At 35.2% G+C, this 22,720-nt stretch carries 23 protein-coding genes; 15 read left to right on the top strand and 8 right to left on the bottom strand.

Annotation, left to right across the window (positions count from 1 at the left end; all coding sequences use genetic code 11):
- The 5 genes from ACQ5J2_RS09045 to ACQ5J2_RS09065 form a co-directional block, all read right to left on the bottom strand.
- Positions 1 to 501, bottom strand: a complete 501-nt coding sequence (locus tag ACQ5J2_RS09045; RefSeq protein ID WP_432670084.1) for an RNA polymerase sigma factor — start codon at positions 499 to 501, stop codon at positions 1 to 3.
- Between the two features lie 162 nt (positions 502 to 663).
- The gene (locus ACQ5J2_RS09050; protein ID WP_432670085.1) at positions 664 to 1,251 is read right to left on the bottom strand and encodes a phospholipid scramblase-related protein; all 588 of its coding nucleotides are present in this window, start codon (positions 1,249 to 1,251) and stop codon (positions 664 to 666) included.
- The gene (locus ACQ5J2_RS09055) at positions 1,252 to 2,091 is read right to left on the bottom strand and encodes a DUF6929 family protein (protein WP_432670086.1); all 840 of its coding nucleotides are present in this window, start codon (positions 2,089 to 2,091) and stop codon (positions 1,252 to 1,254) included.
- 23 nt (positions 2,092 to 2,114) lie between these two features.
- On the bottom strand, positions 2,115 to 2,447 hold the full coding sequence (locus ACQ5J2_RS09060; protein ID WP_432670087.1) for a hypothetical protein: 333 nt from the start codon (positions 2,445 to 2,447) through the stop codon (positions 2,115 to 2,117).
- 171 nt (positions 2,448 to 2,618) lie between these two features.
- Entirely contained in the window at positions 2,619 to 2,900 is a 282-nt protein-coding gene (locus tag ACQ5J2_RS09065) for a hypothetical protein (RefSeq protein WP_432670088.1), read from the bottom strand.
- Positions 2,901 to 3,080: 180 nt separating this feature from the next.
- Between ACQ5J2_RS09065 and ACQ5J2_RS09070 the strand changes: the two genes are divergently transcribed.
- Positions 3,081 to 3,965, top strand: coding sequence for a PPK2 family polyphosphate kinase (locus ACQ5J2_RS09070; RefSeq protein ID WP_432670089.1), 885 nt, complete (start codon positions 3,081 to 3,083; stop codon positions 3,963 to 3,965).
- Between the two features lie 60 nt (positions 3,966 to 4,025).
- Here ACQ5J2_RS09070 and ACQ5J2_RS09075 read toward each other — a convergent pair whose 3' ends face one another.
- Positions 4,026 to 4,559, bottom strand: coding sequence for a hypothetical protein (locus ACQ5J2_RS09075; protein ID WP_432670090.1), 534 nt, complete (start codon positions 4,557 to 4,559; stop codon positions 4,026 to 4,028).
- A 375-nt stretch (positions 4,560 to 4,934) separates the two neighbouring features.
- Positions 4,935 to 5,306: a hypothetical protein gene (locus ACQ5J2_RS09080; protein WP_432670091.1), complete on the bottom strand. Its 372-nt coding sequence runs from the start codon at positions 5,304 to 5,306 to the stop codon at positions 4,935 to 4,937.
- A 318-nt stretch (positions 5,307 to 5,624) separates the two neighbouring features.
- Between ACQ5J2_RS09080 and ACQ5J2_RS09085 the strand changes: the two genes are divergently transcribed.
- From ACQ5J2_RS09085 to ACQ5J2_RS09100, 4 genes are all read left to right on the top strand, one after another.
- A complete protein-coding gene (locus tag ACQ5J2_RS09085; protein ID WP_432670092.1) occupies positions 5,625 to 6,065 on the top strand; it encodes a GNAT family N-acetyltransferase in 441 nt (146 codons plus the stop codon).
- Between the two features lie 6 nt (positions 6,066 to 6,071).
- The gene (locus tag ACQ5J2_RS09090; RefSeq protein ID WP_432670093.1) at positions 6,072 to 7,145 is read left to right on the top strand and encodes an alanine racemase; all 1,074 of its coding nucleotides are present in this window, start codon (positions 6,072 to 6,074) and stop codon (positions 7,143 to 7,145) included.
- Positions 7,146 to 7,216: 71 nt separating this feature from the next.
- Positions 7,217 to 8,605: an MATE family efflux transporter gene (locus ACQ5J2_RS09095; protein WP_432670094.1), complete on the top strand. Its 1,389-nt coding sequence runs from the start codon at positions 7,217 to 7,219 to the stop codon at positions 8,603 to 8,605.
- Between the two features lie 14 nt (positions 8,606 to 8,619).
- The gene (locus ACQ5J2_RS09100; protein ID WP_026977977.1) at positions 8,620 to 8,847 is read left to right on the top strand and encodes a hypothetical protein; all 228 of its coding nucleotides are present in this window, start codon (positions 8,620 to 8,622) and stop codon (positions 8,845 to 8,847) included.
- A gap of 109 nt (positions 8,848 to 8,956) precedes the next feature.
- Here ACQ5J2_RS09100 and meaB read toward each other — a convergent pair whose 3' ends face one another.
- The gene (gene meaB / locus ACQ5J2_RS09105) at positions 8,957 to 10,063 is read right to left on the bottom strand and encodes a methylmalonyl Co-A mutase-associated GTPase MeaB (protein ID WP_432673289.1); all 1,107 of its coding nucleotides are present in this window, start codon (positions 10,061 to 10,063) and stop codon (positions 8,957 to 8,959) included.
- A gap of 147 nt (positions 10,064 to 10,210) precedes the next feature.
- Between meaB and ACQ5J2_RS09110 the strand changes: the two genes are divergently transcribed.
- The 10 genes from ACQ5J2_RS09110 to ACQ5J2_RS09155 all read left to right on the top strand — a co-directional run bounded on the left by ACQ5J2_RS09110 (position 10,211) and on the right by ACQ5J2_RS09155 (position 22,720).
- Positions 10,211 to 11,122 carry an AEC family transporter gene (locus ACQ5J2_RS09110; protein WP_432670095.1) on the top strand — a complete coding sequence of 304 codons (912 nt, stop codon included), beginning with the start codon at positions 10,211 to 10,213 and terminating at the stop codon, positions 11,120 to 11,122.
- A 6-nt stretch (positions 11,123 to 11,128) separates the two neighbouring features.
- Positions 11,129 to 12,337 (top strand): MFS transporter, encoded by a 1,209-nt coding sequence (locus ACQ5J2_RS09115; RefSeq protein ID WP_432670096.1) that lies wholly within the window; start codon positions 11,129 to 11,131, stop codon positions 12,335 to 12,337.
- A 184-nt stretch (positions 12,338 to 12,521) separates the two neighbouring features.
- Complete coding sequence (locus tag ACQ5J2_RS09120; RefSeq protein WP_432670097.1) at positions 12,522 to 13,934, top strand: FAD-binding oxidoreductase; 1,413 nt, start codon at positions 12,522 to 12,524, stop codon at positions 13,932 to 13,934.
- Positions 13,928 to 14,902, top strand: coding sequence for a bile acid:sodium symporter family protein (locus ACQ5J2_RS09125; RefSeq protein ID WP_432670098.1), 975 nt, complete (start codon positions 13,928 to 13,930; stop codon positions 14,900 to 14,902). Before ACQ5J2_RS09120 ends, ACQ5J2_RS09125 begins: the two co-directional genes overlap by 7 nt.
- Before the next feature lie 435 nt (positions 14,903 to 15,337).
- Entirely contained in the window at positions 15,338 to 16,468 is a 1,131-nt protein-coding gene (tgt, locus tag ACQ5J2_RS09130) for a tRNA guanosine(34) transglycosylase Tgt (protein WP_432670099.1), read from the top strand.
- Positions 16,469 to 16,485: 17 nt separating this feature from the next.
- Complete coding sequence (locus ACQ5J2_RS09135) at positions 16,486 to 17,571, top strand: LptF/LptG family permease (RefSeq protein WP_432670100.1); 1,086 nt, start codon at positions 16,486 to 16,488, stop codon at positions 17,569 to 17,571.
- A complete protein-coding gene (locus tag ACQ5J2_RS09140) occupies positions 17,558 to 18,460 on the top strand; it encodes a DMT family transporter (RefSeq protein ID WP_432670101.1) in 903 nt (300 codons plus the stop codon). Before ACQ5J2_RS09135 ends, ACQ5J2_RS09140 begins: the two co-directional genes overlap by 14 nt.
- Before the next feature lie 263 nt (positions 18,461 to 18,723).
- The gene (locus tag ACQ5J2_RS09145; protein WP_432670102.1) at positions 18,724 to 19,677 is read left to right on the top strand and encodes an acetyl-CoA carboxylase carboxyltransferase subunit alpha; all 954 of its coding nucleotides are present in this window, start codon (positions 18,724 to 18,726) and stop codon (positions 19,675 to 19,677) included.
- 150 nt (positions 19,678 to 19,827) lie between these two features.
- Positions 19,828 to 21,375, top strand: a complete 1,548-nt coding sequence (gene dnaB, locus ACQ5J2_RS09150; RefSeq protein ID WP_432670103.1) for a replicative DNA helicase — start codon at positions 19,828 to 19,830, stop codon at positions 21,373 to 21,375.
- A gap of 160 nt (positions 21,376 to 21,535) precedes the next feature.
- Positions 21,536 to 22,720, top strand: a complete 1,185-nt coding sequence (locus ACQ5J2_RS09155; RefSeq protein ID WP_432670104.1) for an asparagine synthetase B — start codon at positions 21,536 to 21,538, stop codon at positions 22,718 to 22,720.

Here is a 22,720-nt window from a genome sequence, read left to right on the forward strand (position 1 = left end):
CTATTTTGCTTTTTGATAATACAATTGGTTGACTAACGCTTGTAATTTGGTTCTCGAAACATTCAATTGTGACTTAGAAGTTCCTTCGCTAATGCCTAAAGTTTGTGCTATTTCTTTGTGAGAGTAACCTTCAATCGCAAAGAGGTTAAAAATAGCTTTACAACCTTCGGGAATTTGCTCTAGGAGTTGCAATAAATCTTCCTCTTCCAGAAACGTGTCTTGAGCAGATTCCAGTGGAGGCATGGTGGTCATGTCGTCCAGATAAATGTTGAAGTTGACCTTCTTTTTCAACGTATGCAAACATTGATTGACGGCAATTTTCCTCGCCCAAGCCTCAAAAGCCAAGAGTTCCTTGAGTTGGTCCATCTTAGTAAAAATAGTATAGAATGCATCGGCCATTGCTTCTTCTATTTCTTCTTCTTTTTTCAAGTACCGTTTGCAAGTCTGGTACAACTTTGGAGCGAGAAGCTCATACACTTGCCGCTGAGCGTCTCGGTGCATTTTTCTGCAGTCTACTAATAGTTTCTGGTTTATCACAATTGAAGTGTTTCTTATATAGAGCACTTTTTTATCAAAAAGGTTGGGAGAAGATAGTTCTTTTTTGAAAATAAAAAAACCTATCACGAAAGATAGGTTTTGAGTTTATAGCTTTTTGAAAAGAAATTATTCCTTAAAAACCATATCAATACACATTACAGCTGCTAAAACTAAAGGTCTCACAGTATCGTTTTGCGGTACATTATCGTGAATTTGCAGTACATAATTATCTGCGGAAGTGAAAAACTCTTTCCCCATTCCAGCCCATTTTTTACTTACGTGAGCCAGTTCAATATCGCCTTTTTTGAAGGAAAAATTCCAACCGGTCCATTTTCCTTGCAAGGTGCAAAGGTCTCTTCCTTCTTTATCTTGAATATTGAATCGTCCTCCAAAAGAGAAAAACTTCTGTTTGAATATACCTATCAAGCGTTCATTTTCGTCAAAAACTTCCACATCAGAACGAAATAGGGTAAAACCACGTTTGATGCTCAGTACTTTTTCGCCGTTGGTCGTTTTAATTTCAATATGAAACGGCGTCATGCGTTTGTAATCAGTGAAGCGAAACATTTTAGTGAAAAAACCGAGTTGGTCTTCTCGTGTATTTAAAATCAATTGGTTGGATTCGGCGTCGTAAATGTCAAAATTATTGGCAGCTTTAAAAAATCCGACGTGCTCTTTGACTAAAAATAAGTTTTTGTTTAATATGGGATGCATCTATTTATCTATTGTTAGTTTGAAAATTTGAGTTTCTTGGTAGTCGTTGTCTGCGTCTTCACAGAGTAAAAATTCAATTGTCTTTGGGTTATTTTGAAAAACGGTCAATCCTTCTAGTTTGTATTTTTCTGTAATTGTTACTACATTTTTGAGTTTCATCGTTTTCAGATTAATTTTACCAATACTACTTCCTGAAACGACTCCATCTAGGTAAGTGGACTGTGAATCTTCGGCGGTAGCCAGAAAATAAATAACATCATCAACCAAAACGGCATCAGTAAAAGACGATTGAACGCCGTTTATTTTGGGCAAATCATAACTGTTGTAAACTAAGGAATATCCTTGCGTGAAATACGGGCTTTCGATAGTGAAAATACCATTTTTGGTATTGATTCCGTTTCCACGTTGAAAGAAATACCACTTTTCTCCTGTGAAAATTACGCCTTCAATGTTGAATTCTTCGGCAGAAATTCCCGCGAAGTATTGCATGGAAAGATATAAATCAGTCAAGTCATGTTTGTCAAGTACTTTTTTTTGCACTTCACTCATCTGAATCATCTTTTGTCTGTTTTCTGTTGAACCCGAACCAATAATGAATATATCATCGCCATTTTGAGTAAGGGCTTCGAAATCTGATTTGATTTTCTTGGGAACATTCTCGTTTATTTCAGGATTTTCAATTAGTAAATGTTTTTGCAAAGCACTATTTACAATCGAATATTCATAGAGGTAATTACTGTTGTCTGAAATGATATATAAGGTGTCATTTTTATAAATCAATCCGGATGCCGAACCTATTCCGAGGATTTTTATGAAGAGGTTTAGTTTGAATTTTTTCATATTGGGGAGAAAGATTAAATAATTTATTGATTCCATCGCAGGTAAGTTTTATATTCTCCACTTGCCCAATAAATAATTAAAGAATCATTTATCGCTTTTTTAATTAAACCTGTTTTGTCAAAGTTTGGGTAAAAGACTTTAATTTTATTTTCATTGACTTCATACCTCATTACTCTGTTACCTTTAATATAAAATGATTTTTCAGTGATTTCAAATTCAGGATATGCTCTACTCAAATCAGTTGCCCAGCTACCAAATAGGTTTTGTTCTTCAAAAGTAGGATTTGTAATTTTGCTTTTTAGATTGATTATTTTCGCTGAATTTACAGTATCGACAGAATTAGGATTACTTCTCATGTCCTTTTTACAAGAAACTAGTAATAATAAAACTATACTCAAAGACTTTAACATCAGTTTCATATTTATTAAGGGATTTTATTGAAACAAAATCGCGAATAATAGTGCTATCCAAATATATAAATATTTTAGAACAGGTTGTGGAATCAGAGAATTTTTAGTAAAAAAAAATTATAAAACATCAAAGATTAAGAAAGTAAATTTATCTTGAAAAATAATGGTTAATAAGATTGAAATTAAAATTAAAATTGAAAATACTTTTACGTTGTTGCCTTTCACTTTGGGATATAGTTTAGAGTAAAGCACTTTAATCATTAATCCAATAATGATTGTAAATAATAAGATATTTGTGATTAATATCAATAAATATCCAAAACTCACAATGTATTCCAATCCACTTTGTCCTTCTGCAAAGCATTTGCTAAAATATAATGTAGTAAATGTCAAAAACATTAGAGACTTCTTTTTTCTTAAAAGTTCAATCATTATTTAGTGTTTGCAAGCTTTAGGCTTAATCCTGCATAAATATAAGTATTTCGTTCACATCTCTTGCAAGATTTATTTGAAATAATAATTCTCCACAGCCTTTCAATTGAGAACCAAATTAGATACTTTTATACAAAACAACGACCAATGAAAAATTTAAATATAGAAAGTCTTCGGGTAACTGAACAAATAAAATTGTCAGAACTTCCCACCAAAATCGATGTTAACAAAGACCATTCCCAACTTAAAAAGAAACTAAAAAAAATCCGTCATGAGTTGAGCGAAATTCAGGACAAGATGTATGCTCATAATAAATACAGTGTTTTAGTGTGTTTGCAAGGCATGGATACTGCTGGAAAAGACAGCTTGATTCGGGAAGTCTTTAAAGAAATAAATCCCCGTGGAGTAGTGGTAGAGAGTTTTAAAACGCCCACAAGTGCTGAACTTGAACACGATTTTTTATGGCGGCATTATAAAGCACTACCAGAACGCGGCAAAATAGGCGTGTTCAACAGAACGCATTATGAAAACGTATTGTTTACAAGAGTGCATCCTGAATATATTTTGAATGAAAGTATTCCCAGCATTTTGACTGTTGATGATATTCCCGAAGATTTCTGGTCGAAAAGAATGAGTGATATGAATCATTTTGAAAATCACATTTCAAAAAGCGGGACAATTGTGCTGAAGTTTTTTCTGCATTTGAGCAAAGAAGAACAAAGACAACGCCTCTTAAGACGTTTGGAAACACCAAAACACAACTGGAAATTTTCGCCCGGAGATTTGGCAGAACGACTGCTTTGGGACAAATACCAAGCCTGTTATGAAGAGATTTTGAACACTACTTCTACTGAAAAAGCGCCTTGGTTTGTGGTTCCGGCTGATGATAAAGAATTGGCAAGATATATCGTGGGTAAAATAATTTTGACAGAATTAAAGAAATATACCGATATTCAAAATCCTGTTTTGGACGCTGACGTACAAGAAAATATTAAGAAATACCAACAAGCCTTAAGGGAACATAAAGTTTAAATCAATAAAAAACCCTGAAAAACAAAGTTTTCAGGGTTTAGTGGTATTAAATTGTGCGTCTTATAATGTGAAACCGTAAGCCAAACGTAAAGCCAATTGTCCTACACCTTCACCACCATTTGCTTTAGGAAAGTCGTTGTAGTACTCATAACGCAAACTAAAATCAATGTGTTTAGTAGCATAGCCAATACTTGGCGCTAAAAGTAAAGATGTTTTGTCATAATCATTTGTTACCGCAAATGCAGCTCCAACTTCACCCATTAAATAAAAACGGTCTTCCCAGATAAATCCTTTGAAACCTGCTTTTACAGGAATAAATCCTAAATCTTCAATATCGTCACCGATAAATAAGTTAGTAAAACCTGTAGTAAGTGTCAATGAAGTAGCTCGTGTTAAATCATATTGTAAACGAACATCAGCACCTAAACTGTAATCATACGGGTCGTCAAAAATGTATCCAACATTGGCACCAATTCCTAATTTAAATTTTTGGTCGTAATTGTCAATTGCTTCTTGAGTCGTTTCTTGAGCATGCATTGTTCCAGCAAAACCTAATGCTAAAACGGCGATAATTGTTGTTAAATTCTTTTTCATGTTTTTTGTTTTTAATGTTCTTCTAAATCGTGTTACCTCATTTGTTGATGAAGTCTGAGGCAAAGATATACGGGCGATTTCGAATAAAGATTACATGATTTTGACGATTTCTTATACCTTTTTAACACCTGCGAGGTATTGCTGTACTTGTCTTTTGCCATAATTAATAGTTTTTATTATTGTAAAGTGTTGAGGTGAAATACAGTTACATTTGTCGGCAAATAAAAAGAGGAGGGTAAGTCTTCTTGCGGTTTTATATTATATTTTAACCATTCGATACTTTTGAAGTTATACAATCGGTTCCGTTTAAAAGGTTTTATGGGTTGGTCTATCCGGAACGACGATGACTTGCATTTAAAGGTTGCAATTAATAAATTACTTTCTGATTTTGAAATTCACATATGTATTAGGATAACTAATTGACTGCATCCTTATATTATCTTTTTCAAATGTAAATTTTAAAGTATCTCCTGTTGCAGAAATTACATTGTAACCGAAAATTCCTAATTCTATATCTGAGAATTCTGAATCGATTTTGAATAACGCCTTTCTATTTTCTCCAATTTGTACGAAAGTCTTTTTCTTATTATTAATTTCAAAATTAATTTTTTCCAAAACGACTTTACAGTGAATTTCATCCTCAGATTTTATTTCGCAAAACTCTCTTTGTAAGGAAACAAAGTTGGATTGTCCAAAAATTGGAATACTAAATAAAAGAATTAAAAAAGTTAGACAAAATTTTATCATATGCTCCTTCGTTGCCGTGCGTTTTAGAATTACAGTAAATTTTTAAGCAGGTATATATTAATCCTGCATATTAACCAAAATTGGCTTCATTGGCTTGATTGGTACATACAAATCTACATCACTCAATCGTAAATATATAACAACTTCATCAAACAAATTAAAATACAATCTAATATTTGTGCAAACTCTTACTCTTGTCATATATTCTATAACCAATCCATTTTAAAGCCCATTAAACGATTTTTAACAAAGTTTAACGGCAAACCTTTGGAAAAAGCGTCATAATAATTATCTTGGGGTAAAATTAAAAATAGATACATGATTACAATTCAAAAATTTGATACAAACCAAAAATTCACAGACGGAAAACAAGCAGATGTAAATGAATTTCTGTTTAAAAGTTTGGAAGAATACGGTGATCCAAAAAGCGACATCAACGACGCGATGGATTATTCATTAGGTTTGGAAAATTCGGCAGGAGGTTTTGTTTTAGTGGCAAATGATGGCGATAAAGTAGTTGGTGCTGTTGTGGTAAACAGAACGGGAATGAAGAAGTATATTCCAGAAAACATCTTGGTTTACATCGCAACCGACCCAGAATATAGAGGAAAAGGTATTGGAAAAAAACTCATGGAAACGGCTATAGAAACGGCAGAGGGAAGTATTGCGCTTCACGTAGAACCCAACAATCCTGCAAAAGGCTTGTATGAAAAACTAGGGTTCACCAACAAGTATTTAGAAATGAGATACATCAAATAATAATTTATGGCTTATATAACTTTAGAAACTAAAAAGTTAGCAAATAATTTCAACCACTTAAACGATTTTTTTAAAAGCCACAACATCGATTGGTCGATAGTGACAAAAATATTGTGTGGTAACGAAAAGTACCTCACCGAATTACTTAATTTAGGCATCAAGCAGTATTCAGATTCCCGGATTTCTAATCTCAAAATGATTAAAAATTTAGACGCCAATGCACAAACGATTTACATCAAACCTCCTGCAAAAGGGGTAATTGAAGAAGTGGTTACCTATGCAGATATTAGTATGAACACTGATTTTCATACGATTGAAATGCTTTCTAAAGAAGCGGTGAAGCAAAATAAAATTCACAAAATCATTATCATGATTGACCTTGGCGAATTACGTGAAGGGGTGATGCGTGATGATTTTATTGATTTTTATGCCAAAGTTTTCGAGATGAAAAACATCGAAGTTGTAGGTTTAGGAACAAATTTGGCTTGCTTATACGGGGTTTTACCCAACAATGATAAGTTGATACAGTTGTGCTTGTACAAACAACTGATTGAAATGAAATTTAATGTCAAAATACCTTTTATTTCTGGAGGTTCTTCGGTAACTATTCCGCTTATAAAACAAGGATTATTGCCTAAAGACATCAACCATTTCCGGATAGGAGAAACGCTTTTTATGGGAACGGATGCTTACAATCACGTGAATTTTGAAAATATGGAAAATGATATTTTCAAACTGCACGCTGAAATCATCGAATTATATGAAAAACCGTTAATTCCAAGTGGCGAACTAGGTTCAAATCTTGAAGGAGAAGTGGTTACTTTTGATGATGAAAATATCGGTAAAAGTACAATTAGAGCTATTATTGACATCGGATTGCTGGACATTGACATGAAACATCTAGAAGCAACCAATGAAAATGTAAAACTAGCGGGAGCCACTTCTGATATGGTGGTGCTTGATTTGGGCGAAAATTTAGAAAACTTTAAAGTTGGCGACCAAATGCAATTTACCCTCGATTATATGGGAATTGTCCGAATTATGAATTCACAATACATCGAGAAAAGAGTGGTGCATTAAAATAGAAAAAGTCTTTCTTTTGAAACCTCACTTTTACTAATAAGATTCTATCTTTGCAAAAAATTGCAAAAGTGAATTTACAACAATATACTAAAGAATTTTCCTATAACTTTAAGTTGGCTTACCCTATCATTTTAGGTATGGTAGGTCATACTTTGGTGGGAATTGTCGACAATATCATGGTTGGGAAATTAGGTCCAACTGAACTAGCTGCCGTTTCTCTCGGAAACAGTTTCGTTTTTATTGCTATGTCACTGGGAATCGGATTTTCAACGGCAATTACTCCTTTAATTGCCGAAGCAGATGGTGCAAAAGACATCAAAGAAGGCCGAAGTATTTTTCAACACGGACTTTTATTGTGCACGATTTTGGGAATTTCTCTTTTTACAATTATCTTCTTTTCAAAACCTCTAATTGGTTATATGAACCAGCCAGCGGATGTGGTTGAAATGGCAAAACCGTATCTTGATATCGTTGCGTTTTCATTGATTCCCTTAATTATGTTTCAGGCTTACAAACAATTTGCCGACGGAAAATCAGAAACAAAATATTCCATGTGGGCGACCATTATTTCGAATATAGTCAATGTACTTTTAAACTACCTGTTGATTTATGGGATTTGGATTTTTCCAGAATTAGGCATAATTGGAGCAGCTGTAGGAACCATTGTTTCTAGAATTGTCATGTTGATTTATATGCATTTAGCGTTGAAAAGTCGCGTGAAATTCCATCCTTATTTTGAAAACTTTAGTTTCAGTGAAATTAAAAAGGTTGCTTTAAAGAAAATCATCAACCTCGGAACGCCTTCTGCAATGCAAATGTTTTTTGAAGTGGCGTTATTTACAGGAGCCATTTGGCTTTCGGGTGCTTTGGGAACAACAAGTCAGGCGGCAAATCAAATTGCATTGAGCTTGGCTTCACTTACTTTCATGTTTGCCATGGGTTTGAGTGTTGCGGCAATGATTCGTGTGGGAAATCAAAAAGGATTACGCGATTATCCAAAATTGCAATTGGTAGCACGTTCTATTTTTCTTTTGGCTATTATATTAGAAATTGTTTTCGCTTTAATATTTGTAATTTTCCACCAATACCTTCCGGAAATGTTTGTCAGTACAGCACACGACATGAATTTTGCAGAAAATCAAGAAGTGATTCGGATTGCAGCCCAATTGCTTTTAGTGGCAGCCATTTTTCAAATTTCAGATGGAATTCAGGTAGTTATGTTAGGAGCTTTACGTGGTTTGCAAGATGTAAAAGTACCGATGTATATGACTTTTGTTGCTTATTGGATTATCGGGTTTCCCATTTCAATCTATTTAGGACTTTATACTGATTTAGCAGCCGCCGGAATTTGGATTGGACTTTTAGCAGGACTTACCGCAGCCGCATTATTTTTGTATCTTCGCTTCGAAAAACTAACTAAAAAATTAATCGACACGCAGGTTTCAACTGCAGTGTAAATCAAAATAACAATATGGACTTACCAAAATTTTTACTAGGAGACAATACTGATTTTCCAGATGATATTTTCATCATTCATTTAGATTACCCACGTTTTATCATCAATTTAAAAGACGATGAGGTAGAGTTTATTGAAGAAGAAGAAGATTTAGATGAGGCTGAATTAAATGCGGAAATGGAGAATCTAATTACTTTAGCGAATGAATTCTACGACCGTGAAATAGCGCTTTACGAGGAATAAAATATAACTTTCGCCCCAGATTCAATAGATTAAAATGATTTTTAACGTAGTTGTTAAATCTGTGTAAATCTTTTCAATCAGTGGCCAAAAAAATTAGTGAAAATTCGTGCTAATCTGTGTAGAAATTTTTACTCTTAAAATAGTGTTCCAATAAAATACTAGCAGCTGCAAAAGGTGATAATTCATTTTTTTGCACTGCTTTTTTATTTTCTAGCAAAAGCTTTTTGATACTAGAATCATTGTAGAAGTCATTTTTCAATTGTTCTTCAATGGTTTCCATCATCCAATATTGATTTTGGTCTTGACGTTTTTCTTCAAAATAATGATTGGAAGTAGTCAATTCTAAATAATCTGAAATGGTTTTCCAAACCGATTCAATTCCTTCTTTAGTAATTGAACTACACGTCATCACTTTTGGATTCCAACCCGAACTTTTAGCAGGAAATAAATGCAATGCCCGATTGAATTCTACTTTTGCCAATTGCGATTTTTTTATATTATCGCCGTCTGCTTTATTGATGACAATTGCATCAGCCATTTCCATAATACCTCGCTTAATTCCTTGTAATTCATCTCCGGCTCCTGAAATTTTTAAAAGCAAGAAAAAATCAACCATACTGTGAACCGCAGTTTCGCTTTGACCTACACCAACAGTTTCGATAATGATAATTTCAAATCCATTTGCCTCGCAAAGCGTGATAGTTTCACGGGTTTTTCGCGCCACACCGCCTAAAGTAGCACCAGAAGCTGACGGTCTAATGTATGCATTTTTGTCCTTCACCAATTCTTCCATTCGGGTTTTGTCTCCTAAAATACTTCCGTGCGAAATTGTTGAACTTGGGTCAACCGCTAAAACGGCCACTTTTTTACCTAAACTTGTCAGATGAAGTCCGAACGCTTCAATAAATGTACTTTTTCCAACACCTGGAACACCTGTAATTCCTATCCGAACTGACTTTTTAGAATGTGGCAAACACTCATTGATTATCGTATTGGCTTTAGCTAAATGCTCCATATTGGCACTTTCAACCAAAGTTATCGCCCGACTTAATGCCGTCATATTTCCGTCTAGAATACCGCTAATCAATTCATCCGCTGAAGGTTGTTTTCTACGAAAGTTTTGAATAGTAGCAACCGAATTTTTGTTGACAATTTCAGGAGTTGAAACGCCTTGTTTTTCAGATAAAGCAGATGTTTGTGGAGCGAAATTTTTCACATTTTTGTTTTGAGAAGTAAAAGTACTGAAAAGAGATAAGGTTTCAAAAAACAATACTGGAATTAGAAGCAAAAGGCAATTTATAAAAATTACTTAAAAATGCGCCATGCAATTTTATAGTAGTATTTTTGCATCCTCATAAACACTATGGAAAATATCATTCTAATCTTTGTTTGCTTAATCATTGGTTTTCTTCTCCAGAAAATCAAGGATTTCCCTTCAAACAGCCATCAGGTTTTAAATCAATTTGTGATTTATATCTCGCTTCCTGCATTGGCTTTATTTTACATTCCAAAGATTCAAATCAGTAGCGATTTACTTTATTCATTGGCGGTTCCATGGGTTGGTTTTGTACTTTCTTTTCTGTTTTTTTCAATATTGGGAAGGAAGTTAGGATGGTCAAAAAAATTAATCGGTTGTTTGGTTTTAACCGGAGGTCTGGGAAATACGGCCTTTGTTGGTTTTCCCGTAATTGAAGCTTTGTATGGAAAGCAAGGATTGGAAACCGCAATTATTATTGACCAACCCGGAACTTTTGTGGTTTTGGCAACATTAGGTGTTTTGGTCGCTTCGTATTATTCCCGAGGAGAAGCAAGTGCATCAATGATTGTAAAGAAAATTCTGTTGTTTCCGCCTTTTATTGGTTTTGCAATTGCTGCATTATTTAATGTGTTTCAATATGACTTTGTAACAGAATTACAATCGGTTTTTCAAAAGTTAGGAAGTACGGTTACACCTATCGCTTTAATTGCTGTTGGACTTCAACTTACTTTTGAACGAAAAAGTAAACATTGGGGATTTTTAACATTAGGATTGGCTTTTAAATTATTTTTGACACCTGCTATTTTTTACTTTGTATATATAATTATTTTAGGGAAAACCGGATTAATTATGGATGTTTCGATTATGGAAGCGGCAATGGCACCAATGATTACGGCATCAATATTAGCGTCCACTTATGGTTTAAAACCAAAATTGAGTAGTATGATGATTGGTTTCGGAATTCCAATTTCTTTTTTGACGTTAGCTTTTTGGTATTGGATTTTACAGACATTTTAAATATTTATGGAAATAGAAAATAAAACAAGTTCAGGGATACAAAATGAAGTGGTGCAAAAAACCGTTTATCCCATTTTATTTGCAGTTGCCATTGCCCATTTATTCAGTGATTTATTGCAAGCCGTTATCCCAGCGGCATATCCTATTTTAAAGGAAAATTACAATTTATCTTTTACACAGATTGGTTTGATTACCTTATCGTATCAATTGGCGGCGTCAATTTTACAGCCAATTGTAGGATTATATACCGATAAACATCCCAAGCCATTTTCGCAGATGTACGGAATGTTATTTACACTTGCAGGAATTATAACTTTGGCATATGCTACAAGTTTTAATATCGTTCTTGTAGCGGTGGTATTAGTTGGAATTGGTTCGTCTATTTTTCATCCTGAATCGTCTCGGATTTCCTTTTTAGCTTCGGGTGGTAAGCGTGGTTTGGCCCAATCTATTTTTCAACTTGGTGGAAATGCAGGAACGGCTATTGGACCTTTATTAGTCGCTTTTATAGTTGTTCCAAGATCGCAACATCACATCGTCTGGTTTGCTATTATTGCTTTAATGGCACTTTTTGTATTATATCGAATTGCTTTTTGGTACCAGAATCATTTGATTTTAAGAGCTAAAAATAAAGCAGTTATTGTTTTGCCTGATTTGACTAGAAGTCAAGTAAATATTTCAGTACTGCTACTATTGGTTATTATTTTTTCCAAGTTTTTTTACACAGCAAGTATTTCCAGTTATTATACTTTTTATTTAATGGATAAATTCCAACTTTCCATTCAAGATGCTCAATTTCATCTCTTTTGGTATTTAGCGGCTTCGGCTGTTGGAACTTTACTTGGTGGACCCTTGGGAGATAAATTTGGAAGAAAATACGTAATTTGGTTTTCTGTTTTGGGAGCTGCCCCTTTTACTTTAATGTTACCATTTGCCGATTTGTTTTGGACAGGAATTTTATCAGTCGTAATTGGAATGATTATTTCATCTGCCTTTCCAGCCATTTTGGTTTATGCACAAGAATTATTACCTAAAAAACTGGGAATGGTTTCTGGTTTATTTTACGGATTTGCTTTTGGAATGGGGGGATTAGGTTCGGCATTATTGGGTAATTTAGCAGATGAAACAAGTATCACTTACATCTATCAACTTTGTGCTTATTTACCTTTAATTGGAATTGTTGCTTTGTTTCTACCAAATTTAAAGAAGAAATAATTATAAGTTTTTTCTTTTTTTTACATAATTATATTCAGGATTTCACTTTTAAATGGTCTCGCAAAGTCGCAGAGTCGCAAAGAATAGCAGTCAAAGCTTTGCGTCTTCGCGCCTTTGCGAGATTAAATTCTTAACTTTGTTCAATCTTAAATTTTTATAGACCCTTCTCTGTTATAACTATACTATGAAAAACGGACTTATATCGCCTGAAATTATTGAGAAACTTACTCAAATTGTCGGGTCTGATTTTATTTTTACCGATGAAGAAACACGGCGAAACTATGGCCACGACGAAACGGAAGATTATAATTTTCCACCATCAGTTTTACTAAAACCTGCCGATACAGCTGAAATTAGTGCAATACTAAAACTGGCTAACGAACATTTGATTCCAGTAACGCCAATTGGTGGTCAAACGGGATTAAGCGGTGGTGCCTTATCCATTCATCAAGGAATTGGTTTGGCAATGGAACGCTTGAATAAAATCCTCGAAATCGACGAGAATAATTTGCAAATCACCGTTGAACCTGCTGTAATTACTCAAGTTTTGCGTGAAGCTGTTGCTGAGAAAGGTTTGTTTTATCCACCCGACCCAAGTTCGCAAGGAAGTTGCTGGATTGGTGGAAATGTTGCTGAAAATGCCGGTGGAGCAAGAGCTGTAAAATATGGAGTGACTAAAGATTATGTATTAAACTTGGAAGTGGTTTTGCCGTCGGGCGAAATTATTTGGACAGGTGCCAATACACTTAAGAATTCAACAGGTTATAATCTGACGCAATTGATGGTGGGAAGTGAAGGAACTTTGGGTGTGATTACTAAAATTGTTTTAAAATTATTACCTCAAAACCAACATACCATATTAATGTTAGTTCCTTTTTTCAATGCCAATCAGGCTTGTGAAGCTGTTGCTAAAATTTTTCACGCCGGAATTGTTCCAAGTGCATTGGAATTTATGGAACGCGATGCGATTGATTGGACCTTGAGATATATTGATGGTGTAAATGTGGAAATTAAAGATGAAATTCAAGCCCATTTATTGATTGAAGTTGACGGGAATTATCCGGAAATATTATTCAACGAAGCGGAGAAAATAAGCGTGGTTTTAGAGCAATTTGAAATCGATGAAATTCTCTTTGCCGATTCAGAAGAACAAAAAAATGCCTTGTGGAAATTGCGTCGTGCCGTTGGCGAAGCTGTAAAATCAAATTCGATTTATAAAGAAGAAGATACCGTAGTTCCGCGATATGAATTGCCTAAATTGCTATTGGGAATCAAAGAAATTGGTAAAAAATACGGTTTCAAATCGGTTTGTTATGGTCATGCAGGTGATGGGAATCTACATGTGAATATTGTCAAAGAAAATATGAGTGACGAAAATTGGCAGACAGAAATTCCAAAAGGAATCAGAGAAATTTTTGAATTAACGGTTTCTTTAAAAGGGACACTTTCTGGTGAACACGGCATTGGCTACGTTCAGAAAAATTATATGGACATTGCTTTTTCGAAAGTACAAATGGACTTGATGCGAAACATTAAAAACGTTTTTGACCCAAATGAAATATTGAATCCCGGTAAAATTTTCCCTGACTTATGCTAAAAAAAATTAGGATTGAACCGTTTGTATTAGCTATAATGTCAACCGTTTTATTAGCTTATTTATTTCCGTTTTTTGGAAATAAAGAAATGGTTAAACCTATTTTATTAGGAGTTAGTGGCGTAGGAATCTCGCTGATTTTCTTTTTTTATGGGTTGAAATTGAATTACACTATCATAAAGGAAGTAATAAAAAACTGGAAAGTCCACTTGATTGTTCAGTCGGCGACATTTATTTTGTTTCCTTTAATCGTCTTGCTTTTTTATCCGTTTATAAGGACCGATACCGCACATACTTTATGGTTGGCGGTATTTTTCGTAGCAGCTTTGCCTTCATCTGTTTCAGCTTCTGTGGTTATGGTTGCTGTAGCAAAGGGAAATGTTCCAGCTGCAATATTTAATGCGAGTCTTTCCGGAATCATTGGTATTTTGATTACACCAATTTGGATGAGTTATTTTATCCAAGTCGAAACTATGGACTTTGATTTTAGCGAAATTTATTTCAATTTGATTACTGAAATTATCGTTCCGCTTATTCTAGGAATTTTATTACAACGCTTTTTTGGTGGATGGGCCATTCGGCATGCTGCTAAAATAAGTACGTTTGATAAATCCATCATTTTACTAATTGTATTCAAAAGTTTTTCAGAATCGTTCTTAAATGGAATTTTTAGTAGTATTGGTATTGTGGATATGTTATTACTTGCAATGGCTGTGATTTTACTCTTTTGGTTTGTTTATTACACGTTGAAATTTGTCTGTTACCGCCTGGATATTAATAGGGAAGATAGTATTGCAATTCTATTTTGTGGCTCTAAAAAATCACTTATTCATGCTTCTGTGATGTCTAAAATCATGTTTGCTCATTTGCCATTTGTTGGAATTATGCTTCTTCCTGTGATGTTATTTCACGGTTTTCAGATTGTTTTTGTAAGTTTCATAGCTGCGAAAAGAGCCAAGGAAATCGCGTGATTATAAATTATACGGCAAATGACGTATTGCTACGTATAGTAATGAATAGTAGTTTTATGGTATTAAATAAAGGGAAAGTTTACGTTTTTCAATCTTGTTTTTGAATTTTAAAAGTGAAGCAGTAAAAGCGGATGAAACTTCAGTTGAGAAACGTAAAATTATTGAAAACAATTAAGATAACAATGGAACTTTTAGGGTTTGGGGATACTAAATTACCTGTTATTATTTAGGAGTTGGCTATAATTTTTAAACTTTTTGAGTATTTGTTTTTAAGTAAAAAACCATCAATTTATTGATGGTTTTTTTACGTTTTTACTTTTCCAAGTATAAAATAATTGCGTTTATAATTTGTTAATTTAGACAAACATTCCTGATACATAAGCGATAAATCACTTATATTTGCCCACTTAATTCCACAGGCAGAAAATCATATTTATGAAGTTTGACTTATTAGCAAAAGATCCGCAGTCCAAAGCACGTGCGGGAAGTATTACTACAGATCACGGTGTTATAGAAACGCCTATTTTTATGCCTGTGGGAACAGTTGCATCTGTAAAAGGGGTACACCAACGTGAATTAAAGGAAGAAATAAATCCAGATATTATTCTTGGAAACACCTACCATCTTTATTTACGGCCAAAAACAGAAATCCTTGAAAAAGCAGGAGGATTACACAAATTCATGAATTGGGACCGTCCTATTTTGACTGATTCTGGAGGATACCAAGTCTATTCCCTTTCTGCTAATCGCAAAATTAAAGAAGAAGGTGTCAAATTTAAATCACATATTGACGGGTCGTATCACTTTTTTACACCGGAAAATGTGATGGAAATCCAAAGAACGATTGGAGCTGATATCATCATGGCTTTTGACGAATGCACGCCTTATCCTTGCGATTATAAATATGCACAACGTTCGATGAAAATGACGCATAGATGGTTAGACCGTTGCATCAATCATTTGGACAAACTTCCTTATAAATATGGTTACGAACAAACTTTTTTCCCAATTGTTCAAGGCAGCACTTATAAAGATTTAAGAAGACAATCTGCAGAATATATTGCAAATTCTAACCAACAAGGAAATGCAATTGGTGGACTTTCAGTAGGTGAACCGGCCGAAGAAATGTATGCCATGACTGAAGTGGTAACAGAAATTCTTCCTGAAGATAAACCTAGATACCTTATGGGCGTTGGAACGCCAATAAATATTTTAGAAAATATTGCATTAGGAATTGACATGTTTGACTGTGTTATGCCAACCCGAAATGCTCGAAACGGAATGTTGTTTACAGCGCATGGAACTATAAATATTAAAAATAAAAAGTGGGAAGCTGATTTTTCACCAGTGGATGAAATGGGACACACTTTTGTCGACACGGAATATACCAAAGCCTATTTGCGTCATTTGTTTGCTGCAAACGAATATTTAGGAAAGCAAATTGCTACAATTCATAACCTTGGTTTTTATATGTGGTTAGTCCGTGAAGCAAGAAAACACATCATTGAAGGCGATTTTAGAACCTGGAAAGAAATGATGGTGAAACAAATGAATCAAAGACTTTAAGATAAAAAAGTTTAGGGATGCACATTATTGATAAATATATTTTAAAGCGATATCTGGCTACTTTTAGTGTCATGTTACTCTTATTTATTCCCATTGGAATTGTAATTGACGTGTCCGAAAAAGTAAATAGAATGTTGCAAAATAAAGTGGCGTTTAGCAAAATTGCAATGTATTATTTTGATTTTACCGTATATTTTGCAAATTTATTGTTTCCAATATTTCTGTTTTTATCAGTGATTTGGTTTACGTCAAAGTTAGCTAACAATACAGAAATTATCGCAATTTTGAGTTCTGGAATTTCATTTAATCGATTCCTACGACCTTATATTATCGGAGCTTCCATCGTCTCTGTTTTTGCTTTGTTGATGGGATTTTTTCTAGTGCCAAAAGCAAGTGAAGGGTTTAATAATTTCCGATACATGTACCTCAAAGGAAATGGACGAAACAACATGCGGGAAAGTGCTGATGTTTTCAGACAGATAGACAGCCAAACTTACTTATATGTTGGAAGCTTCAATCAAGTCAATAATACGGCCTTTAGTTTTTCCTTAGAAAAATTTAATAAAGACAATACGTTAGAATTTAAAATAGCAGCTACCAGAATCAAGTGGAACGCGAAAGACAGTACGTATACTATGTTTGGCTATACAAAACGAACAATTGGAGTTTTAGATGATAAAATTGACGTGCAGCAGAAAAAAGATACTGTTTTTAGTTTTGAGTTAGAGGATTTAACGCCAACTGTTTACGTGGCAGAAACACTTTCTCTAGGTGAATTAAATAAATTTATCGACAAAGAAAGAGAACGGGGTTCCTCCAATATCAATACTTATTTGGTGGTTTTATATAAAAAATACAGTATTCCGGTATCGGCATTTATTTTAACCATTATTGCAGTTGCTGTTTCTTCCATGAAACGCCGTGGTGGAATGGGAATGAATCTCGCCATCGGAATCGGTTTAGCTTTTACCTTCATCTTTTTTGATAAAATTTTCGGTGTTTTAGCTGAAAAATCAACCATTCCACCACTTATAGCGGTTTGGATTCCAAATATATCCTTCGGTATTTTAGCAATATTCCTACTTCGAAATGCAAGAAAATAATTACTTAAAAAGTTACCTCAGTTTACATTTTATTGTTTTTATCTGGGGTTTTACAGCTGTTTTGGGTGAATTAATCACCATTCGTGAAGCGTCCTTAGTGTGGTACAGAATGGGTTTGGCTGGAATCTTTTTAGCCATTTACTTGGTATATAAAAAGCAGTCGTTCAAACTTCCGTTAAAAGCAATTTCTAAACTGATTCTCGTCGGATTTTTAATTGCTATACATTGGATTTATTTCTTTAAAGCCATTAATGTTTCCAATGTTTCCATCACATTAGCGATGTTTTCAATGGGGGCTTTTTTCGCGTCAATTCTAGAACCTATTATTTACAAACGGAAAATGCTGTGGTACGAAGTGCTTTTCGGATTGATAATAATTGCAGGATTATTCATCATAATGCAAGTGGAAGTGAAGTACCTTGAAGGAATTTTATATGCCTTATTTTCGGTTTTTGTGGGTGTACTCTTTACACTTTTTAATGGGAAATTAATTAAGCAACACGATTCAACGGTTATCACGGTCTACGAATTTTTTGCAGGTTTTCTCTTTGTGTCTGTTTATTTGCTTTTTGAAGGTAAATTCAATGCCAAGTTTTTTGAAGTTTCAGGTGAAGATTGGATGTTAATACTTTTGCTGTCCTCTATTTGTACCGCTTATGCTTTCACTGCTTCAGTTCACGTTATGAAACGCTTGTCTCCTTATACGGTGATGTTAACCACAAATCTTGAACCTGTTTATGGAATCTTATTAGCCTATTTTATTATTGGTGAAGATGAAAAAATGAGCATGCCTTTTTATATTGGTTCCGCCATCATTTTAGCAACGGTAATTCTGAACGGTATAATTAAAAACAAAATTAAAGGAAAAAAAACCGCCATTGATTCCTAATTTCTAAATTTAAAAAGCACCCTATTTATTTGGGCGTTCCCCTTCGTAAAGACTACGGGTCAGGGTGTTCGCTGTATCTTTTGTTCCGCAAAAGGATGCCGCTTCCATCCTTAACGCAATTATTTACATAACTCAAATAAATCTTTTGCCAGACGCAAATTTACAATAAAGAATGATTTTCAAATTTCAGAAAAAAATCTTTCGTTCCCCATTTTATATTTTATCTTTGTACTTCTAACAATATTAAATTTTGCACAAATCCTATGGAATATTTAGATTTTGAGCTTCCGATAAAAGAACTTGAAGACCAATTAGACAAATGTCAAGTTATTGGTCTGGAATCCAATGTAGATGTTACCAACACCTGCAAACAGATTGAAAAAAAACTAGAAGAAACTAAGAAGAAGATTTACAAAAATCTGACTGCGTGGCAACGTGTTCAACTTTCTAGGCATCCAAATCGTCCGTATACTATGGATCACATTCGTGCATTATGTGGCGACACCTTTCTGGAACTTTTTGGAGACAGAGGCTTTAAAGACGATAAAGCAATGGTAGGTGGTTTAGGAAAAATTGGCGGTCAATCATTCATGATTGTGGGTCAACAAAAAGGATACAATACCAAAACACGTCAGTTTCGTAACTTTGGTATGGCAAATCCAGAAGGATACCGTAAAGCGTTGCGATTAATGAAAATGGCAGAGAAGTTCAACATTCCTGTTTTAACGTTAATCGACACTCCGGGAGCTTATCCAGGATTAGAAGCAGAAGAAAGGGGTCAAGGAGAAGCTATTGCAAGAAATATTTTTGAAATGATGCGACTTAAAACTCCAATCATTACCGTAATTGTTGGTGAAGGAGCTTCAGGTGGTGCTTTAGGAATTGGAGTGGGAGACCGAGTAATGATGATGGAAAACACATGGTACTCCGTAATTTCTCCTGAATCATGTTCTTCAATTTTGTGGAAAAGTTGGGAATACAAAGAAAAAGCGGCGGAAGCACTTAAATTGACTTCTACTGACATGAAGAAACAAAAATTGGTGGACGAAATTATTCCAGAACCTCTTGGTGGAGCTCATTACGACCGTGAGACTGCTTTCAAAAATGTAAAAGAATATGTTCTGAAATCTTTCAATCAATTAAAAGATTTATCAACACCTGAACTTATCGAGCAAAGGATGGATAAATACAGTAAGATGGGCGAATTTAAAGAGTAATTCTATTAAATATATATAAAATCCGTCTCAGGAAGCAAAGCCCTACGAGACGGATTTTTTTTGGCTTATTAACAATTTTTTGTTAGTTATTAACAATTGGAAATGACAACTCATTTCCAATAATTTTTTATTTTAAGTTACATTCGCAGTATGGAAAATGTCAGAAATATGAGCTCGGTAAAAGTAGATAAAACTACGATTATCAATTTGGAAAAAGGAAAACTCCCGCCACAAGCGCTCGATTTAGAAGAAGCGGTTTTGGGAGCGATGATGATTGACAAAAAAGGGGTCGATGAAGTGATTGATATTTTGCAACCCGATGCTTTTTACAAAGACGCTCACAAGCATATTTTTGAGGCAATTGTACAGTTATTCACCGATACACAGCCTATTGACTTATTAACAGTTTCTGCACAGTTGAAGAAGAATGCAAAGCTCGAATTAGCGGGTGGTGATTTCTACCTGATTCAGCTTACGCAAAAGATATCCTCATCGGCACATATTGAGTTTCACTCACGTATTATTCTACAGAAATTTATCCAGCGAAGTTTGATAAAAATATCTTCGGAAATAATTGAAGAGTCTTACGATGAAAGTACGGATGTATTTGATTTGTTGGATAAAGCCGAATCAAAGCTGTATGAAGTAACACAAGGAAATATTAAACGTAGTTCCGAAACCGCACAAAGTTTGGTAATTCAAGCAAAGAAGCGGATTGAAGAAATTGCAGGAAAAGAGGGACTAAGTGGTGTAGCCACCGGTTTTGAACTTTTAGACAAAGTAACTTCTGGATGGCAACCGAGTGATTTAATTATTATTGCAGCTAGGCCAGGTATGGGAAAAACGGCATTTGTACTCTCTATGGCACGAAATATAGCCATTGACTTTGGGCATCCTGTAGCGTTATTCTCATTAGAGATGTCCTCTGTACAATTAATCACCCGTTTGATTTCTTCTGAAACTGGTTTGTCTTCCGAGAAACTTCGAACAGGAAAATTAGAAAAACACGAATGGGAACAACTAAGTATCAAGGTTAAAAATTTGGAGAAAGCTCCTTTATATATTGATGACACGCCTTCGCTTTCTATTTTTGATTTACGAGCTAAGTCCCGACGTTTGGCTTCACAATACGGAATTAAGCTAATTGTTGTCGACTATTTGCAATTAATGACTGCCGGAGGTAATGGTAAAGGAGGAGGAAACCGGGAACAAGAAATCTCAACCATTTCTCGAAACTTAAAGGCATTGGCCAAAGAATTAGCGGTTCCGGTAATTGCACTTTCGCAGTTGTCTCGTGCCGTGGAAACGCGTGGTACAAGTAAACGACCACTACTTTCTGACCTTAGGGAGTCGGGAGCGATTGAGCAGGATGCCGATATTGTTTCCTTCATTTACCGACCAGAATACTACAAAATTGATGAGTGGGACGACGACGAACATTCGCCTACAGACGGTCAAGCAGAGTTTATTATCGCCAAGCACCGTAACGGTAGTTTGGAAAATATACGTCTGAAGTTTATCGGTAATCTCGGTAAGTTTGATAATCTAGAAAGCTACGGCGACGCTTACAACGATTTGCCTTCTAAAATGAATTTAGACGACCAAAATCCATTTACAACCCCAAGAAGTTTGCCTACGCCAAATGAAGCATTTGGAAGTAGGGCGAACCATGACGACGACAGCGACGTTCCTTTCTAACTCATACTAAAATCCGCTCTACGCGGATTTTTTTATGCCTACTTTCTCGTTAATTCTATTATCTTTGAAATAAAAACATCAAATGTCCTTCAAAAACGCATTGTACCTTCTTTTTTTTCTCTGCACGATTACCGCTAAGGCTGGGTTTATCCTGATTCCCATGGACGAGACCACACAGCAGAACCACTTGAAAGCCTACGGGATTACTTATTGGGCTTTAGAAAAACAATATAAAGTCAGCTGGTTGCTCAATTACCGTGGAGGCTCTTTCTTGCTTCCCGATGCGTCTGAAATACGGAAGGAATGCCAGATAAGAGGCGTGAGTTTCGAACCTATTTCTGATGCGGAAACCAACTCTATTTTAGCAGAAATTGCAAGCCCTTCGCAAAATATGGAAACCGTTGTGCTAGAACGCACGCCCAAAATAGCTGTGTACACACCCAAAGGCAAGCAACCTTGGGACGATGCGGTAACACTTGTGTTAACCTATGCCGAAATCCCGTTTACCGCCATTTATGACGAAGAAGTTTTAGACGATAAACTCATTTTATACGACTGGTTGCACTTGCACCACGAAGATTTTACAGGACAATACGGTAAATTCTTTGGTAACTATAAAAATATGCCTTGGTACATTGAGCAAAAGCGGGATGCTGAAGCTTTGGCTGCCAAATTAGGCTACAGCAAAGTATCTGATGAGAAATTGGCTGTAGCCAAAAAGATTCGGGACTTCGTGATTGGCGGAGGGTTTATGTTTGCAATGTGTTCCGCTACAGACAGTTTTGACATCGCCTTAGCGGCAGAAGGTGTGGACATTTGCGAGCCCATGTTTGATGGCGACCCAAGCGAAGGCAACTACCAATCCAAGATTGATTACCGAAGAAGTTTTGCATTCAAAGACTACATTTTGGAACGCAACCCAAACCAATACGAGTTCTCTGACATCGACATGACCATGAAACGCAAAGTACCGATGGAAAAGGACTATTTTACCTTAATGGACTTCTCCGCTAAGTGGGATTTTGTACCCAGCATGTTGTGCCAAAATCATACCCAACTAGTAAAGGGGTTCATGGGACAAACCACTTCGTTTGACAGTAATCTGGTTAAGTCAAGCGTGTTGATTATGGGGGAGAGCCAATACAATGGCGAAGCCCGTTACATTCACGGTCAGATAGGTAAGGGGTTCTTTACCTATTTTGGCGGTCATGACCCGGAGGATTACCAGCACAGAGTGGGAGACGAGCCCACGGTATTAGACCTGCACCCCAACTCACCAGGCTACCGCTTGATACTTAACAACGTCTTGTTTCCAGCTGCAAAGAAAAAGAAACAGAAAACGTAG

The organism is Flavobacterium sp. SM2513, assembly GCF_050908145.1.
In the GTDB taxonomy this organism is placed as follows: domain Bacteria; phylum Bacteroidota; class Bacteroidia; order Flavobacteriales; family Flavobacteriaceae; genus Flavobacterium.